This is a genomic window from Bacteroidota bacterium (assembly GCA_018692315.1).
Lineage (GTDB): Bacteria > Bacteroidota > Bacteroidia > Bacteroidales > JABHKC01 > JABHKC01.
This window is the reverse complement of sequence record JABHKC010000042.1, coordinates 1-16,625: the sequence shown is the minus strand read 5'-3', so window position 1 is coordinate 16,625 and position 16,625 is coordinate 1. Positions and strand designations below refer to the sequence as shown.

General features: G+C 30.3%; 10 protein-coding genes. 4 read left to right on the top strand and 6 right to left on the bottom strand.

Annotation, left to right across the window (positions count from 1 at the left end; translation table 11 throughout):
- The first annotated feature begins 405 nt into the window (after window positions 1-405).
- Both HN894_03480 and HN894_03475 read left to right on the top strand, forming a co-directional pair.
- Entirely contained in the window at window positions 406-3,045 is a 2,640-nt protein-coding gene (locus tag HN894_03480; protein MBT7142375.1) for a PAS domain-containing protein, read from the top strand.
- A gap of 90 nt (window positions 3,046-3,135) precedes the next feature.
- Window positions 3,136-4,284: a hybrid sensor histidine kinase/response regulator gene (locus tag HN894_03475; protein MBT7142374.1), complete on the top strand. Its 1,149-nt coding sequence runs from the start codon at window positions 3,136-3,138 to the stop codon at window positions 4,282-4,284.
- A 148-nt stretch (window positions 4,285-4,432) separates the two neighbouring features.
- Here HN894_03475 and sucD read toward each other — a convergent pair whose 3' ends face one another.
- Window positions 4,433-5,314: a succinate--CoA ligase subunit alpha gene (gene sucD, locus HN894_03470; protein MBT7142373.1), complete on the bottom strand. Its 882-nt coding sequence runs from the start codon at window positions 5,312-5,314 to the stop codon at window positions 4,433-4,435.
- 121 nt (window positions 5,315-5,435) lie between these two features.
- Here sucD and HN894_03465 point away from each other — a divergent pair, with 121 nt between their 5' ends.
- A complete protein-coding gene (locus tag HN894_03465; GenBank protein MBT7142372.1) occupies window positions 5,436-6,464 on the top strand; it encodes an ABC transporter ATP-binding protein in 1,029 nt (342 codons plus the stop codon).
- Complete coding sequence (locus HN894_03460; GenBank protein MBT7142371.1) at window positions 6,448-6,672, top strand: hypothetical protein; 225 nt, start codon at window positions 6,448-6,450, stop codon at window positions 6,670-6,672. The genes HN894_03465 and HN894_03460 overlap by 17 nt, the downstream gene beginning before the upstream one ends.
- A gap of 211 nt (window positions 6,673-6,883) precedes the next feature.
- On the opposite strand, the gene HN894_03455 is transcribed toward HN894_03460, so the two are convergent.
- From HN894_03455 to HN894_03435, 5 genes are all read right to left on the bottom strand, one after another.
- Window positions 6,884-7,222, bottom strand: a complete 339-nt coding sequence (locus tag HN894_03455) for a hypothetical protein (GenBank protein ID MBT7142370.1) — start codon at window positions 7,220-7,222, stop codon at window positions 6,884-6,886.
- 212 nt (window positions 7,223-7,434) lie between these two features.
- Window positions 7,435-8,283 carry a hypothetical protein gene (locus HN894_03450; GenBank protein ID MBT7142369.1) on the bottom strand — a complete coding sequence of 283 codons (849 nt, stop codon included), beginning with the start codon at window positions 8,281-8,283 and terminating at the stop codon, window positions 7,435-7,437.
- Window positions 8,284-8,334: 51 nt separating this feature from the next.
- A complete protein-coding gene (locus HN894_03445; GenBank protein ID MBT7142368.1) occupies window positions 8,335-11,709 on the bottom strand; it encodes a hypothetical protein in 3,375 nt (1,124 codons plus the stop codon).
- Window positions 11,710-11,778: 69 nt separating this feature from the next.
- Window positions 11,779-12,843 carry a type IX secretion system protein PorQ gene (porQ, locus tag HN894_03440; GenBank protein MBT7142367.1) on the bottom strand — a complete coding sequence of 355 codons (1,065 nt, stop codon included), beginning with the start codon at window positions 12,841-12,843 and terminating at the stop codon, window positions 11,779-11,781.
- Window positions 12,844-13,042: 199 nt separating this feature from the next.
- Window positions 13,043-16,075, bottom strand: a complete 3,033-nt coding sequence (locus tag HN894_03435; protein MBT7142366.1) for a hypothetical protein — start codon at window positions 16,073-16,075, stop codon at window positions 13,043-13,045.
- Between the last annotated feature and the right edge of the window lie 550 nt (window positions 16,076-16,625).

The window sequence follows — 16,625 nt, the reverse complement described above, 5'->3', positions numbered from 1 at the left end:
TGTGTGTCAGATTTGAACTACCACAGATTTTTATTTTTGAGTAATAGCGAGCTATTTTGATGGAATAAAAATTGAGGACGGTCAAAGATGATGTGCAGTTTGGGCTTGTAGTAGAAATATTTATGAATTATTCAGGTTAAGAACGCAAAGAGTTTTATTTCATAAAACTTTGCTTCTTTGCGAGATTATGTTTTGAATAGATTGTGTGAAATTTCTTGCCAAAACAAGAATATTAGAAATAAGATACTAAAATATCTACAAAAAAAATAAACAACATAAATTTTTTAGAATCTAATTTTTTTTATGTAAAAAATTTCAATCCATTTTGTTCGGAATATTTTAATAAAAGTCATAAAACAGTAGTACATTAGCAATTTATATTAAATTGTAATTTTAGAACTAATTATGACAAGTATATTAAGAGAACCAATCACTAAGAGAATCCTAATTTTAGTATTAGTATCCTTTGCTGCCTTGGTTTTAGTGATATATGTTGAGAACATTTTTTATAACGATTCTCAAAAACTTACAGTTGAATTAAACAATCAATATGCCAGCAGAAATATATTAAAATCTGTGAATAGGAATCTTTTAGAAATAGAAAGAGAATATAATGGATATAATATTCTTGACAGTATTTCTGACATTAGAAATTCCGGTAATAAAATAAAACAATCTGTAGCTAAAATATCTGAAATTCTTAATATTTATCGCAAAGGAGGAATTTACAAAGATACCTTGTACTTAAATCTATATGAAATAGATGAAATTGTTGAAGAGTTTCATTTTTCAGCTTCGGAAGACTCAACTACTCTTTCTATTTTAGATGAAATGGAACAAAATTTAGAAGAAATTCTATTTTCCTCAAATCAACTTATCAGTACATTAATTCGAAAATCGAATATTACAGACGAACTAAGGTCAAATATGCTTGAAAAAGCTATTGCATCAATAAAAATTCAAACTGAACCAATTATTACTAATTTTAGAAACGATGTTAATTTTTTACGTTTTGAAACAAATGAAGAAATAATACTTATTGAAGATTCTAAAAAAAAATCTATCCATGCTTTTTTCTTCTTTCGATACATTTTTGTTGGGATTGCTCTGCTGATAATATTCGCTGCATTTATGATGATTTTTATTCAAATAAAAAATATAATAGATGAGCGAAAAAAAGATTCAGAATTGCTATACGAGAACAATTTGATGATAGAAGATATTTTAGAATCAGTTCCAGTAGGAATTGTAATAGTGAATAAACGCAAGAGAGTAATTATGGTGAATAGGAATGCCATGGAAATGTTAGAAATTTCTGACAGAAACATCATCTTGCAAAAATACTGGTCAGACCTTTTCAAAATTTCTGATCCAAACAAAACGATTGAAATAAAAAATATTGAAGCTAAACTAATTATTAATAAAGAAAAAAGCATTCCAATTATCAAAAGTGCAATACCCATTCAAATTAAAAAAGAACTGGCAATAATTGAGGCATTCATGGATATTACCGACAGGTATGAGGCTGAAGAAAAATTAATAAAAGCCATTGAAAGGGTAAAATTTGGAAATAAATCGAAAGATATTTATTTCAATACCATGATTCAAAACTTAAAAAACCCAATTAAATTAATCCACAATTATTCAAAATCGCTATTAACTCATGATTTTAGCGAAAAACAAAAATTTTATCTCGATTCAATTGATAATAATAGTAAATACTTGCTCGAACACATAAATGACGTTAACGATTTATCGAGTATTTATGATAGTCAAATTGAAATTTTTATTTCAATAGTTGATGTATTTTCTTTTTCAACAAAAGTAAAGGATATTTTTTCCAACCTATTTTCCAAAAAAGACGATATTAGATTCAATTTTCAGACAGATAAAAACATGCCAAAACTTTTGTATTTCGATGAAAAACGATTGAGACAAATAATAAGTAGCATACTAAGGAGCATTCTACAATATACAAAAAGAGGAGAAGTAAGTGTACTAATATCGTATGTTTTGAGCGATATTGTAGAAAATACTGTTGACCTTATTGTCAAAATTGAAGAAAATTTTCAAAGTATTCCTCAAGAATATATCAGGAAAATATTCAATAGTAGTACTGAAATTAGTGAATTATCGAAAACTTGCGAATTGAATTCAAGTATTTTGGAATTAGCATTTTCGTTTCAACTGGCAAAAATAATGAACGGTACAATTACTGTTTCTGATTATAAAAACAGAGGCAGGGCATTTAGAATTGTGCTTAAAAATATTAAAATAGCAGATAATCAAGATATTGACACAAACGTTTCTGAATTTGATTTTAACAATATTGAGTTCGACAATGCAAAAATTCTCCTTTTAGATAGCAATCATTTGAATTGCACTCTGATAAAAGACTTTTTTGCTAACACAAACCTACAATTCATTGAGATGGACGATGGATACGATGCAGTTTACACAACAAGAATGCGAAAGCCTGATTTAATAATGATTAGTAGAAATTTAAAAGGGCTTAGCGATATCGAAACTGTCAGAAATATTAAAAATGAAAAACTAAGTGAAGATACTCCAATAATAGGTATTTTAGAATCTGAAGATGAATTAGGAAGCGACAACGACTTCTACCTCAATTACTTTAATTCAGTCCTTATTAAACCTCTGAACAAAGCGAAACTCGTAGGAGAATTTCTGAAATATCTTAAGAATTCTGCCAAACCACGGAAAATTATATCTCCTTCAGAAAAAAAGAAAACCATAAAAATTGAAAGCTCGCCTTTAGATTTATCAAAAGTTATAATCGAATTAGAAACCACAATCAAAGAGGAATGGAAAGAAGTTAGAAATAGTCATCTGATTAATGAAATAGAAGATTTTGGCAATAAGGTTAGATTATTAGGGGTGAATCATTCAATTCCAAACCTGCAATTATACGGAGAAGAAATTATTCTTGCTTCTAAAAACTTTGATATTCCTAACCTTTCTGCCACATTAAAAAATTATAATTTGATGGTTGAAAATTTAAAATCAGGCAAAAAATATAATTAAAGTTCAACGAATTATTAAAAGCTGGCAACATGAAAATTTGAAAAAATCGGTTATCTTTACAAATATTTTTGAATTGAAATAAATGATAAAATGGAAAACAAAAATTTCAAAATTTTAATAGTTGACGATGTCCCAACTAATATTCAAGTTTTAGGAAGCATATTAAGAAACGAATCTTACCAAATTGCATTTGCTTCAAGCGGAAAACAAGCACTATCATTAATTGAAACACAACAAGTTGATCTTATTTTGTTAGACATAATGATGCCTGAAATGGACGGTTTCGAAGTTTGCAAAATCCTAAAACAAAATCCGAAAACTAAAGATATATCCATAGTTTTTTTAACTGCTAAAGTTGAAAAAGAAAACATAGTAAGAGGATTTGAATTGGGTGGACAAGATTATATTACCAAGCCATTCAATCCTTTAGAACTTCTGGCTCGTGTAAATACCCAACTAAAATTAATAGATCATCGCAGAGAACTTGTTAAACTAAACGATATGCTCGAACAAAGGGTTGAAGAGCGTACAAATCAATTAGTTGAAGCCAACAGCAAGCTTTTGTTGCTCGACAATGCAAAAAGTAATTTTCTAAATATCATAAGCCACCAAATACGTACACCGCTTACCGGAATAGTAGGTTATAGTGCACTTTTGATGGAGGCATTAGAAAATGAGGAGCATAAAACTTACATGAAAATAGTTCAAGAATCATCAGACAAACTTATCAAATTCTCCGAAACAGCCCTGTTAATCACTTCTTTAAGTGCCGATAAATATAATGTAAAAATTGTTCCAACCTATATTAGCCAAGTTGTTAATCAAGCTGTTTCAAAAATACAACCCGAAATTGAGAAGAAAAATATTAATCTAAATGTTCTACTTCAATCAGACGAATTAAAATTCTCTGTTGACGATGAATTAACAACAAGGTGTTTTGATATTATTCTTGAAAATGCAATACAACATTCACCCGAAGGAGGCGAAATATGCATTAAAGCTAAAATAGAAGACTACAAAATCACAATCGATTTTACTGATGAAGGCGTAGGTTTCGATCAAGATTTTATCGAGGCATTTAACAAAAAAAATCCACAGCACGACCTTCTTGAAAATCAAAATATTGGTTTAGGCTTAGTCGCCTCAAAATATATTTTAGAAGCTCACAATGCTAATATTTCATTGTCTAATAATGAAAATTTTGGTGCATGTGTTAAGTTATCTTTCCCTTATTTTTAAAATTCTTTTGAAGAAATACTAGCTCAAAACTCACCATAAGTAGCAACATCAACATTTGTATAAATGCGTTCAAAAAGTAAATGAGCATTATTCTTTTTCTTATCAAAAAAATAATGCTCATAATAAATTGAAGTACGATGTACTTTATTTAGGAATGCTTTTTACTCAAAACAGAAGCCATAGTCTTTCCGAGATGTGCAGGCGATTCAACAACATGAATTCCACACTCACGCATAGTTTTCATTTTAGCAGCTGCAGTATCATCAGCTCCACCAATAATTGCTCCGGCATGTCCCATTCTTCGTCCTTTCGGTGCAGTTTGTCCGGCAATAAATCCAACAACAGGTTTTGTGCTATTTTCTTTAATCCACTTAGCTGCATCTGCCTCCATATTTCCTCCAATTTCACCAATCATGATAATACCTTCTGTTTCACTGTCTTCCATCAATAGTTTCACAGCATCGAGAGTTGTAGTTCCAATAATGGGATCGCCACCTATACCGATGCAAGTAGATTGCCCTAAGCCAGCTTTTGTAATCTGATCTACAGCTTCATAGGTCAATGTACCAGAACGAGAAACAATTCCAATTGATCCTTCTTTATGGATAAATCCGGGCATAATTCCAACTTTTGCTTCCCCAGGTGTGATTACACCAGGACAGTTAGGGCCAATTAATGTTGTGTTCTTATCAGATATAAACTCTTTAACTTTTACCATATCTGCTGTTGGAATTCCTTCAGTAATTGTAATAACTACTTTAATACCTGCTTCAGAAGCTTCCATAATTGCATCGGCAGCAAAAGCAGGCGGTACAAAAATAACAGAAATATCAGCACCTGTTTCACTAATAGCATCGGCAACAGTATTGAATACAGGCTTTCCAAGATGACTCAATCCGCCTTTTCCGGGAGTAACACCGCCAACCACTTTTGTACCGTATTCAATCATTTGCTTGGCGTGAAAAGTACCCTCAGCACCTGTAAAACCTTGAACAATTACTTTTGATTCTTTATTTACTAAAACACTCATGCTTCAAATTTTTATATTTTTTTTCGAAGCCAAAAATATATTTTTAAATGGTTCAAACAAAATATTAAATTTAATCGTTTTTATATTTCTTTGTTTTTATAATTAATCTGAAACTTAATAATTGAACGACATAGAGAATAATATATTAGAAATAAATAATTTGTCAATTGGCTATATTTTGTCAAAAAGGAATAATAGAACACTATTTTCTAATATTAATTTAAATGCAAAAAATGGAGAACTGATTGCCCTTGTTGGCTCTAATGGAATTGGGAAAAGCACCTTGTTAAAAAATATAGCAAATTTGCACGAATTCCTTGCTGGCAATATTTATATTTCAGGAAAATCGATTCATTCATATAGTAGGCGGGATTTTGCCAAAAACATCAGCTTTGTTTCTACAGAAACTGTGAATACAAACAACCTTACAGCAAAAGATATTATTTCGCTCGGAAGATTTCCACATACAAATTGGTTGGGCAAGCTTTCGCAAAATGACAAAAAAATAATTAATCGTTCAATTGAGCTACTTGGAATTTTGGAATTAGTTCAAAAGAATATAAATGAACTTAGCGATGGCGAAAGACAAAAAGTTATGATTGCCCGCTCTCTGGCTCAGGATACTAAAATAATCATTCTTGATGAGCCAACAGCATTTTTAGATATTCCGAACAAGAACGAAATTGTTCATATTTTAAACGAACTATCGAAAAAAGAGAATAAAACTATCATTTTCTCCACGCACGATTTGAATATAGCAATCCGAGAGGCAGACAAAATTTGGCTTATGACCAATAATGAAATACTTGAGGATTCTCCAGAAGATTTGATTTTAAACAATAAATTTGAAAAAATATTCGACAACAAAAAAGTATTTTTCGATAAAAAAAGTGGCGATTTCAATAAAAAAAGAAATTATTATCAAAAAGTTGGATTGTTTGGCAACGACGAGGTTTTTGTTTGGACAAAAAAAGCACTTGAGCGAATAAACTATCATGTTGTTTGTAACAAAAAGCAAAGGATAAACGTCAGGTCAAGTATGAATAAATGGACCTTCTTTAATGAAAATGAAGAGCTAGATTTCTCATCGATATATGATTTAACAAATTTTTTAACCTCAAAAAATAATTTATATGGACAAAGCATTTAAGAAAATGGTGGGTTATGCACTCATCGTCTTAGTATTTTTGATAACAATAATTTCAATTCTTTCAATATGGGACATTATTAATATTGATATTGATTTATGGAAAGTACTGACATCATTATTTATTGTTTTTATTGCTACAACAATAGTTTTGTTTATTTTTTCAGTTCTTTTAAAGGATTCAAACAATTCTAACAAACAAGTAGAGTAAATTCGTATAAAAACCATAGTTTTTTCATTTCCAATCACTATTTCTCAATTTAGTGTAAATAAATGATAGTTTTATCAATCTGTTTTAACTAAAAAACTTTTTTAGTGTAGATACTTTTATAAAAGTTTTTAGTTAGTTAATTTTAGTAGAGTAATTTTTTTCATAATCAGAAAGAAGGAGGATCAAAAGTTCTCCTTCTTTTTTTTGAAAATCAACAGGTCAAATGAATTGCAAGAACTTTGCTTAATTCTTCCGAACAATTATATCTCTCAACAGCTTTCGAAGATTTATCGAAAAAATATGAGATGCCTAAATCGTTCAATTTTACAATGAGATCATCAGAAACTTCAATAAAACCATTTTTTCCCGTCCCAAATATTAAAACTTTCGGATTGAAATCAATTATTTTAGCAATATCAACTAATTGCAAAAAGTGCCCTTTCTTTCGTCTCCAATTTGTTTCAATTCTATTGGGAAATAAAATTAAATCAGAATTATATATTTTTCCATTTATTGAAATTCTTCCGAAACTATAGTTTTCTATCTTCATTATTAAACATTTAGTAACTAATCAGTTTATGACAATAAATTGTAACATACTAAACTATAGTAATATAAATAATATAAGCGCAAAGGTCGCTATGCAAATTGCAATGTTTTGCAATGATTTGATATTCAACATCTTAGCGTTTTTTAAGCTTAAAATAAACTTCACAATAATCATAAATTCAGCACTTTAAACACACTGATGTGATACAACATTTATAATAAGATTCGTTCGCAATAATTCAAATCGTTTAAATCGAATTTTACCAAAGCAAGTTCAGGTTTATGATAAGCTGCCGATAGTGCTAAAGTTCTGTCGTATTGATGTTTCCAGCTTCCTGTACGTCTCGACGATTCGTGAATATGCCCATGAAGCGTTAAGTATGGTTTCTTTTCACAAATTAGATTTGAAATAGCTAAACTTCCGACATGAAAATTTTCAGGATTTTGTTTATACAAAAAATCAGGCGAATGAATCCTATCCAATTTTGTATAGTTTGGAGGCGAATGAAAAAGAAAAACAGATTTACTTAAATCCTCATTTTCAGTTAATTGTAGCAAGTCTGTTTCGATAGTTGATGTTTTATAATCAATTTTTACAGAAACAGAAAACTTTCCATTTTCGGGCATTATACAATCTGTCTTTACTTTATGTTCAATATCGTATTTTTCCCAATCCTTAATAAGAAAGGGGGTGGGTGGCACGTATGAATAGCCAAAAATGCTGTAATCGCCAAAACTAATTTTTTTGTTGTGAATATAGTGCCAAATTCTTAGAGAGTCAACATTAAAAAATTGTTGTTCAAATATTGCAGGATCATCATTTCCTAGAATAATAAAAACCGATGGGTATTCGGATTTCAACGACTTTTTCAAAGATATAAACCTCTGTTTGAGATAATTATCAATAAAAGATTCGGAGTAAGAAAAATTATGAAAAGCCGAAGGTAAAATATCTCCACCTATAAAAACTGCTTTTGGTTTTTCAAGCTCAATTTGTTTAAACAAGCTTTCATATCTACTTTTGCTTCCGTGAATATCGGAAACAAAAAAACACAAATTCATTTTTCAAATTAAATTTACAGCTTACTTACAATTTTCAGAAATGACATAGAATTATTCCCTTCCAGCAAGCACACATGTTTTTTTATATTTTTTGACATTTCCATTCAAGTCAAAAATTTCAATGTAAACAATATACATCCCAATTCTTGCTTTCCTATTTTCGTTGTTCAAGCCATCCCAAACAATGATGCCAGAAATTGCAAGAAACTCATTTCTAACAATGTTTCGAATTAATCTACCTCTTGCATCGAAAACCGAAATATTACCAACATTTCCTGGATTTTGAAAATTATATTTTATCGATAGGAAATCGTTATAACCATCGGAATTTGGCGAAAAGACTTGTGGTTCTAAAAAAATATCATCTTCACTTTCAGCAAGTTCGGAAAATTGTGAGTTTTCAATTCCAGGGCTGGCAAAATCGTAACTTTCTGCTGCCGAGTGCCAATTTGCAGAATTATTCGATGGCAAATCGAAATTAATTTTTTCAAGTGAAACACCTTCAAAATCGTTCAACAAATCGAAGTGCATATTTTCATCATATTCAAATTCGTCAATTGTAGCAAGACTTTTGTTCAAAAGTAGAACGGTACCTTCTGAGTCGTTGTAGCTTGGCAAATTCAGGATTTTAACAAATCTATCCTTGTCGGAAAAATAGTATTGTTCGGCAATTACACCAGGATTTTCTGTGAAAACAATGTATTCCTCCGGGAAAATTAAATATCCGAATTCTTGAATAGTATCAAACGATATTGTTTCATAATCATCAATAGTTCCAATCTTTAAATCATTTAAACACAATGTTTTAGTCGAACGATTGTAAATTTCAACAAAATCAAACCCATTTGCAGCAGGATTAAAAAGAACCTCATTTATTACCAAATCGAAAGCCTCAATTGAATCGGGCAAGCCAAAATTTGCAGATGTTTGCAACGCTAAAATATTTCCTGCACAATCGTAAATTTCTGTTTCAATTTTTAGAGTATAAATTATGTTTTTCTGAAAATATGTATTAAACTCAAGCTCAACGAAATTGTACATAGGAAAGCCAACTTTTACAATTTTTGGTTTTCCAATATTTTTATTTACAACGAAACTATTTGTATCCAAAATACGTGTACTGTCCATATTTTCACTAAAAAAAACGAAGACTGAATTTTCAGAGGATATTGCAATTCTTTCAAGCATAGGAATTTCTGTATCAGGATTTTCTGAAAAAACAGAATTGATTTTTCCGGGAGTTCCTCCTTTTGCATCAATAGATGCTTCCCAATTTTCAAAACCTTCGCAAAAATTATTTGGATCGATCCGTTCGATAGACCAACCACCATCAGATTTATTTTTGTTGTGATACCAATCGGAATTATAATTTATGGATGAAACTATTTTGTAGTTATTATCTTGCAAATAAACCACTTGTCCATCGTTGGTCAAATCTGTTGAACCAAGGATACCAATAGTTTTTCCGTAAAAACGTAGTGAGTTTTCTGCTTCTTCAGAACAAACAATAATATATTCGTCGGGCTGAATTGTAAAACTTGGGAATTGTTTAGTTTTAGATCCAATGGTCAAAAACCAATCTGACAATGTAATTGAAAATGGCGATTTATTGAATAATTCAATATACTCAAATTCTGGAAGATTTACGCTGGGAGTTGGATCAGACATGATTTCATTAATTACAATATCATATGCCTGTGCTACATAATATTGAAATACTAAAATTATTGAGTCAATTGAATTTTCGCAATTATCGCTAATATTTAAAATTGAGATACTATAAGTAGATTCGAGCACAAAACTGTTATGAAAAATTAATCGAATACTATTTCCATTTTCTAAAATTGCAGAATCGGGAAAACCTATATTGTTGCTAACAAAATAATTCGAGGGATTTTCAGCAATATTACTTTCTAAAGTTTCCGAAAAATTTAAACTAATTGTATTTGAATTTACTACTTCTAAATTATTGAAAATAGGTGCAATAGTGTCGAGGTTTTCCGCAAAAATGGAATTAATTTCTCCGGGAGAACCGCCTTTTTGATTAATTGAAGCTCTCCAATTTGCAATATCTCCACAAGTATTTAATGGATCAATTTTCTCTAAAGACCAACCTCCCTCCTCTTTTGATTCGTCCTGATACCAATCTTGAGAAAAACTTACATTAGAAATAATATTTTCAGCGCTATCTAAAATTTGAATTGTTTGACCGGAATTTAAAATAGCAGGAAACGATGGCACACCGACAGTTTCTCCATACTGAACAAATTCTTCTACGGCAGATGTTCCGCACATAATCAAAAAAGAATTTGCTTGAATATTTGTATTGGGAATCTCCTTTATAGAATTACCTATCTGAATTTTCCAATTATTGAGATTTATATCAAAATCTTTGGTATTATACAACTCAATATATTCATAATCTGGAAGTTCCACAACCGGATAAGGATCCGCCATTATTTCGTTAATAACAATATCATTTTCGTTAACAGTAAAATATGTGAAAGATATGTTAGTATCAGACATCAAATTAGATTCTATATCAGAAATGTTTGAAACGGATAAAACATATTCTACTTCAGAAATAAAATCTTGTGAAAATGATAGCTCAACATCACTGCTTTGCTCCGGGTTCAAGGTTGCTAAAGAAGGATTTCCAAAATTTGTTAATGAATAATTATTTACATTTTCGGCACTTAAAACATCTAAAGGTTCAGAAAAATGAAGGAATATTTTATTTGTAAAAACCTGAAAACTATCAATTTTTGGAGGAATAGTATCTTGAAACAAATTTCCTGTAATATTAAATTCATCGAAATAAAATTTATCGGAACGAGTCGATGTGTATTTGCAAAAAATTCCAAAATAATTTGAGAAGGTATATGAATTATCAAAAACTGTTCCTTCGGAATAATAATTACTTCCTCCTGTAGTGTCAGAAAATAATTCCCAATTTCCGAGCTCATCTCTTACAACTTTCACTCGTACAGTAACTGGAGAAGTATCAACTCTATCGTCTAATCCGTCAATTATTTCAGTTTTCGTTGTTCCAGATTGTTTGTATAAACTAATCTCGTCGTTAGTGTTTCCAATTTTTACAAAATATCCATTCAAATTTCCTTTCAGGTTCGCCTGATTTGAGATTAAATATATTGATGCGTAATTGCTTGAGGAAGGATTAAAATCTAATTCTACATAAAATTCCCAAGTAAAATTGCTTAAAAACTGAAGCTCTGTGGCGAGAATGGCAGTATCGGAAACTGCCGGGGCATTCAGATGTAAAACGAAATTGGTATCAATTTCAAATTTGGCTGTATCGCCAGACCAAGCAGGATTATTTGTAAAATCTCCATCGCTAAAGTCATCGTTTATTTGAGCTAATGCAGATAGAGGAAAAGCAAGTAAAAAATATAAAATCCATTTCATAGGATTGCAAAAGTAATTCTTTTTGCAATTTTACCTAAAAGGTGGAAATTAGAAAATGCCAATAAGTTGTTATGATTTTTTTGAATAGAATTCGTTGAGATTCATACTCAGAGAGAAATGATTTGAAGATCCGGCAAGATGGTAGGTTGCGCTTCCGTAGCTTAATTTGAATTTTGACAATTTCAAACCAAAACCCCATGAAAAACCTGCAATGTAAGTTCTTGTACTTAATTTCAGTTCTTCGCGTCTTTGATGATTGTATCCAAGATTTACGAAAAAATTCTTTGAAGGAATAAATTCTACGCCAACAATTAAGTGTCTGAATAGCTTATTGCTGAATCTATTAATCTTTGATTCGGATTGAACTTCTCCACTAATGGGATCAATAGTTTCAGAAGGATTTTGTGGATCTTCGTAGGTCAAGTCGAATTTATGAAGATTATGTCCTAAAAATGAAAGCCGAAATGGTGCATGTTTTGCCTTAACCGAAATTCCTAATTGTACATCAAAAGGAAGTGGTTCGAAATTTTCGTCGTGATATGTTTTGATTTGCGAACCAATATTTTTTACTACTAATGCTGCTGCAAATAATTTTTTTTCATTGTTGTATGTTATTCCAATATCTCCTGCAATTCCATATGATTCGTATGTTTCGAGCTTAGAATAAACCGGTTTCATATTAATTCCTATACTAAACAAACTATCAAGGCTTTTAGACCATAGCAAATTTAAAGCATACTCTGAAGCATAAAACTTATTCCCTGTGATATCACCAAATTCGTTGGCTTCAATAAATTCTCCGTAATTAATATAGTGTAAACCAACTGCAAAATTTCCCTTTTTCTCAAAAGATTTTGAATAAGAAATATATCCGAAATTTATATCAGAAAAATAAGTTATATAATTAAGCACTATGTTGTTATCCATCGAAGAGTTTAGTAATGAAGGATTATGAAAAGTCAAATTTAGATCATTATCTTTCACAGAAATCAAATCGCCGCCTAATGAAGCTACTCTGGCAGAATTGCTTAGTTTCAGAAAGTCGTATGTATTCATTGCACTTTCTTGAGCAAATAAACCGAGACTTAAGGCTACAAAAAAAATTACTCCAAAAAATTTCTTTAAATTATTCAATTGAAAAGTTTTAAATTTTTAATGTTTTCTCTAACGATAAAGCTATAAAATTAGTGTATAATTTATGTCAAAATTTATTGAATTCGTATTCTTTTAAATAATTACAGCCATAAATAAATTTATGGCTGTAATTAGTTGTAACTAACTAAATTTAACGATTATCAAGCTTTTCTTCAAAAATATAGATGTTAGAATTAAACTAATTAGCAGGATAAACAAGATTTGCTTGATTGTTCATATTTACAAGATAACCTTCTCCCGGAATCATGCTCCCTATCTGGTTAATTCCAAATATAGGCCAAAAAATCTGTCCATCCTCATTTTTCACAATTTCAATATTGTTAATAATATTATCAAGCATCAAACTAATTTCTCCTGAGGAATCCCGAACGTATCCAAGATAATTAGTTATATTGTCTGACAAAGGAATTATAAAAGTCTCCGGAACTATTGCCGTTCCACAAATAACTAAAACTTGTTGAGAATATAATTTGATTAAGTATCCATTGTAATTTGACATATTTCCTATTTGATTTATGCTAAATTGTGGCCAGTAAATCAGACCATATTGATCTTTCACAATTTCTACGTTTGAAATATTAAATAAGACATCACTAAAATCTCTATTATTAACATCAATAAAAGTAGAAAAAACATTCCATCCGGAATCAAGAGCTATCAGTTGACAGGTATCCGAATAGACAGTTATTTGAGTATCAACAGAACAATAATTTGCGTCATAAACAGAGAAAAAATAATTTCCAGAGGATAAATTGAAAATATTCTCATTTGTTTCTCCTGTATTCCACATAAATGAATATGGCGATACACCGCCACTTACAAATGTGTTGATATATCCATCTGCTTGACTATATATTTCATTAACAGCAGTATAACTTATATTAATTTGGTCTGCTTGAAAAATTGTATCAATTGCAGTAGCAGAACATTGGTTAAGCATATTAGTAACAGTTAGTGAATAAATGCCAGCATCTACTCCATTTAGATCTTGTGTGTTTGTACCATTTGACCATTCAAACGAATAAAACAAACCACTTGAAGCTGACATGTTACAAATAATTGAACCTGTTGATTCTGAATAACAATCAACATCTGTATTACTAAGAGAAATAATAATTGGATCATACTCATTTATCGTAAAGGGAGTAATATCCTCACAAGAATTATTATCAGTAACTGTAAGTGCATAATTTCCGGCATATAAACCAAAAATTGGATTATTTGTAGCACCATTGCTCCATAGATACGAATAAGGAGAAGTTCCACCATAAACAAATGCAAATGCAGAACCCAAATCTGAACCATTACATACAAACATACTAGAATTTATTGAGGTTGAAACATTGCTAGGTTCATTAATGACAAACTCTTCGTATAAACAGCCAGTTGTATTTGAAATTTCAACAAAATAAATACCGCCTCCAATATTATTCAAATATTGAGTAGTATTTCCATTATTCCATAAATAAGAAATGTTGGAGGTATTACCAACAATTTCTATATCTATACTACCATTATTATCTCCATTGCAAAGTGGTTCTGATACGATAAGATCAGTAGAAAATGTAGGATTTGGCTCAGAAACAAAAGTTGCAGCAGTTTCAGTACATCCATTAATCATATCAGTTACAGTTAAAATATAAAAGCCTGCACCTATCTCGTTCAAATTTGCTGATGTTGCACCATTTGACCATTCGTATGTAATAAGTGTGTTTTGCCAACCTCCTGTAACCATTGAATTAATTGCACCTGTTAGAGCATTTTTACAGGCAATATTAGTTGCACTAAGTGTAATAACTATAGGGAAATTTGGCTGGGAAATAACAAAAGGAGAAATTAGTTCGCAACCATTGTTGTCAGTAACTGTAACATCATAACTTCCAGCTGACAGACCAGATATTGGATTTATTGTATCTCCAGTACTAAAAAGATAAGAATATGGAGTAGTTCCTCCCGACACATCAAGAATAACTACGCTATTATTAGAGCCATGACAAACTGTAAAATCGCCATTTACACTGACTGCAAGTGGTGCATTTGGCTGAACTATTTCCATATCGTCTATATACAAACAACCCGATGTATCAGAAATTTCAACATTATAGAATCCTGCATCTAAGTTTTCAATATCTTCACTTGTTTCTCCATTCGACCAGACAAATGAAATAGCCGAAGAAGCATTTGAAATGTCAAGATTTATATTTCCATTTTGTACACCATTACAAAGGATGTTTTCTACATAAGCATTTACAAGAAATTGCGGATTTGGTTCATTAATTTCGATACTCTCAATTGCCTGACAGCCGTAAATATTTTCAACTGTAACTGTATATGTTCCAGCATCAAGATTTTGAATATTTGATGAATTTTCTCCATTAGACCAATTATAAGTCAAACCAAACTGAAAACCACCAGTAACATTAGAATTTATTATACCTTCTGATACATTTTTGCAACTTATGTCGTTACTTGACAAATTAACCAACAACGGAGCAGGAGGTTCAATAATATTAACATATTGAATATTGGCACATGAGTTTGCATCAGTGATAGTAACAGTATAAGCACCTCCGCACAGGCTATCGATCGAAGCCATATTATCTCCGGTACTCCAATTGTAAGAATATGGTGATGTTCCACCAAAAATTCCAAAGGCGCTGGCACTACCGGTACATTGTCCATTGCAAACTGTAAATATCCCTGTGATAGAACCCATTATTGGAAACTGAGCCTGCTCAATGGAAATAATTGTATCCTTCTGACAAGCTTGCCCATCAGTAACTGTAAGAGAATAGTTTCCAGCCGGCAAATTTGTCAAGTCTTCCGTAGTCAAACTAAAATATGACCACGAAAATGAATAAGGTGGACTATTTCCAACAACAGTAATGTCAATACTACCAGTATTATCACCAAAGCATAAAACGTCCAGTTTCGTAAAACTAATGGTAAAATCGCAACTATTTTCTGATGAAAGTTTATTGCTATTTTCTATGAAAGAATTCTCTGAAAGAAGAAAATCAGCGGGTTCTGAGGAAATTAGACAATCAAATTCAGAGATTTTGGTTTTGGTAGATTTTTGATTTTTTACAACAATTTCAGATAAACAAAAGCTATCATTAAATTCTGGTGATAGCTCAGCATTAAGATTATAGGATAAGGTAAAAAATCCTATTATTAGGACAAGTTTTAATTGATGGTAGATTTTTTTCATAGTAACTTCTTTTGGTAAAAAAATTAATAATTAGGTAGATTATTTTTGGGGACATTATTTGTACGGCTAAGTATTTCATTTCACTAAATTTCAAGTCATTAATTACGAGGTCAAAGATTATAAAATTTTTATAAAAACAAAACTCAATAGAAAAAATACGATAATATTTATTAAATGTTTCTTAGTTAATTGTTAAAAAACCAGGCATATAGCTATTTTTCATAACATTTAGTGACAAATTTTTTACGATTTTTTTGACTAAACAATAATGATTTTTTACATATAAGCATATAAATTTCACTAAATTAAGGCATATCTCACATTTATTTCACTTAAAATATTTCAAAAAAACAATTTATTTAACAAAAAAAATATTCAACTTTTATATTTTTCGATAAAATACAAAGCTTTATATAGTGCCTCTAAGAAAACAGTTCAAAATTAAAAACATCTCTTTTTGCGATATTTCTATTTTTTTCATTTGTCTAATACAAAAGCATTTACTGCATGAAAGAAAATAGAAATCTCATCAAAAATTAATTATTTTATA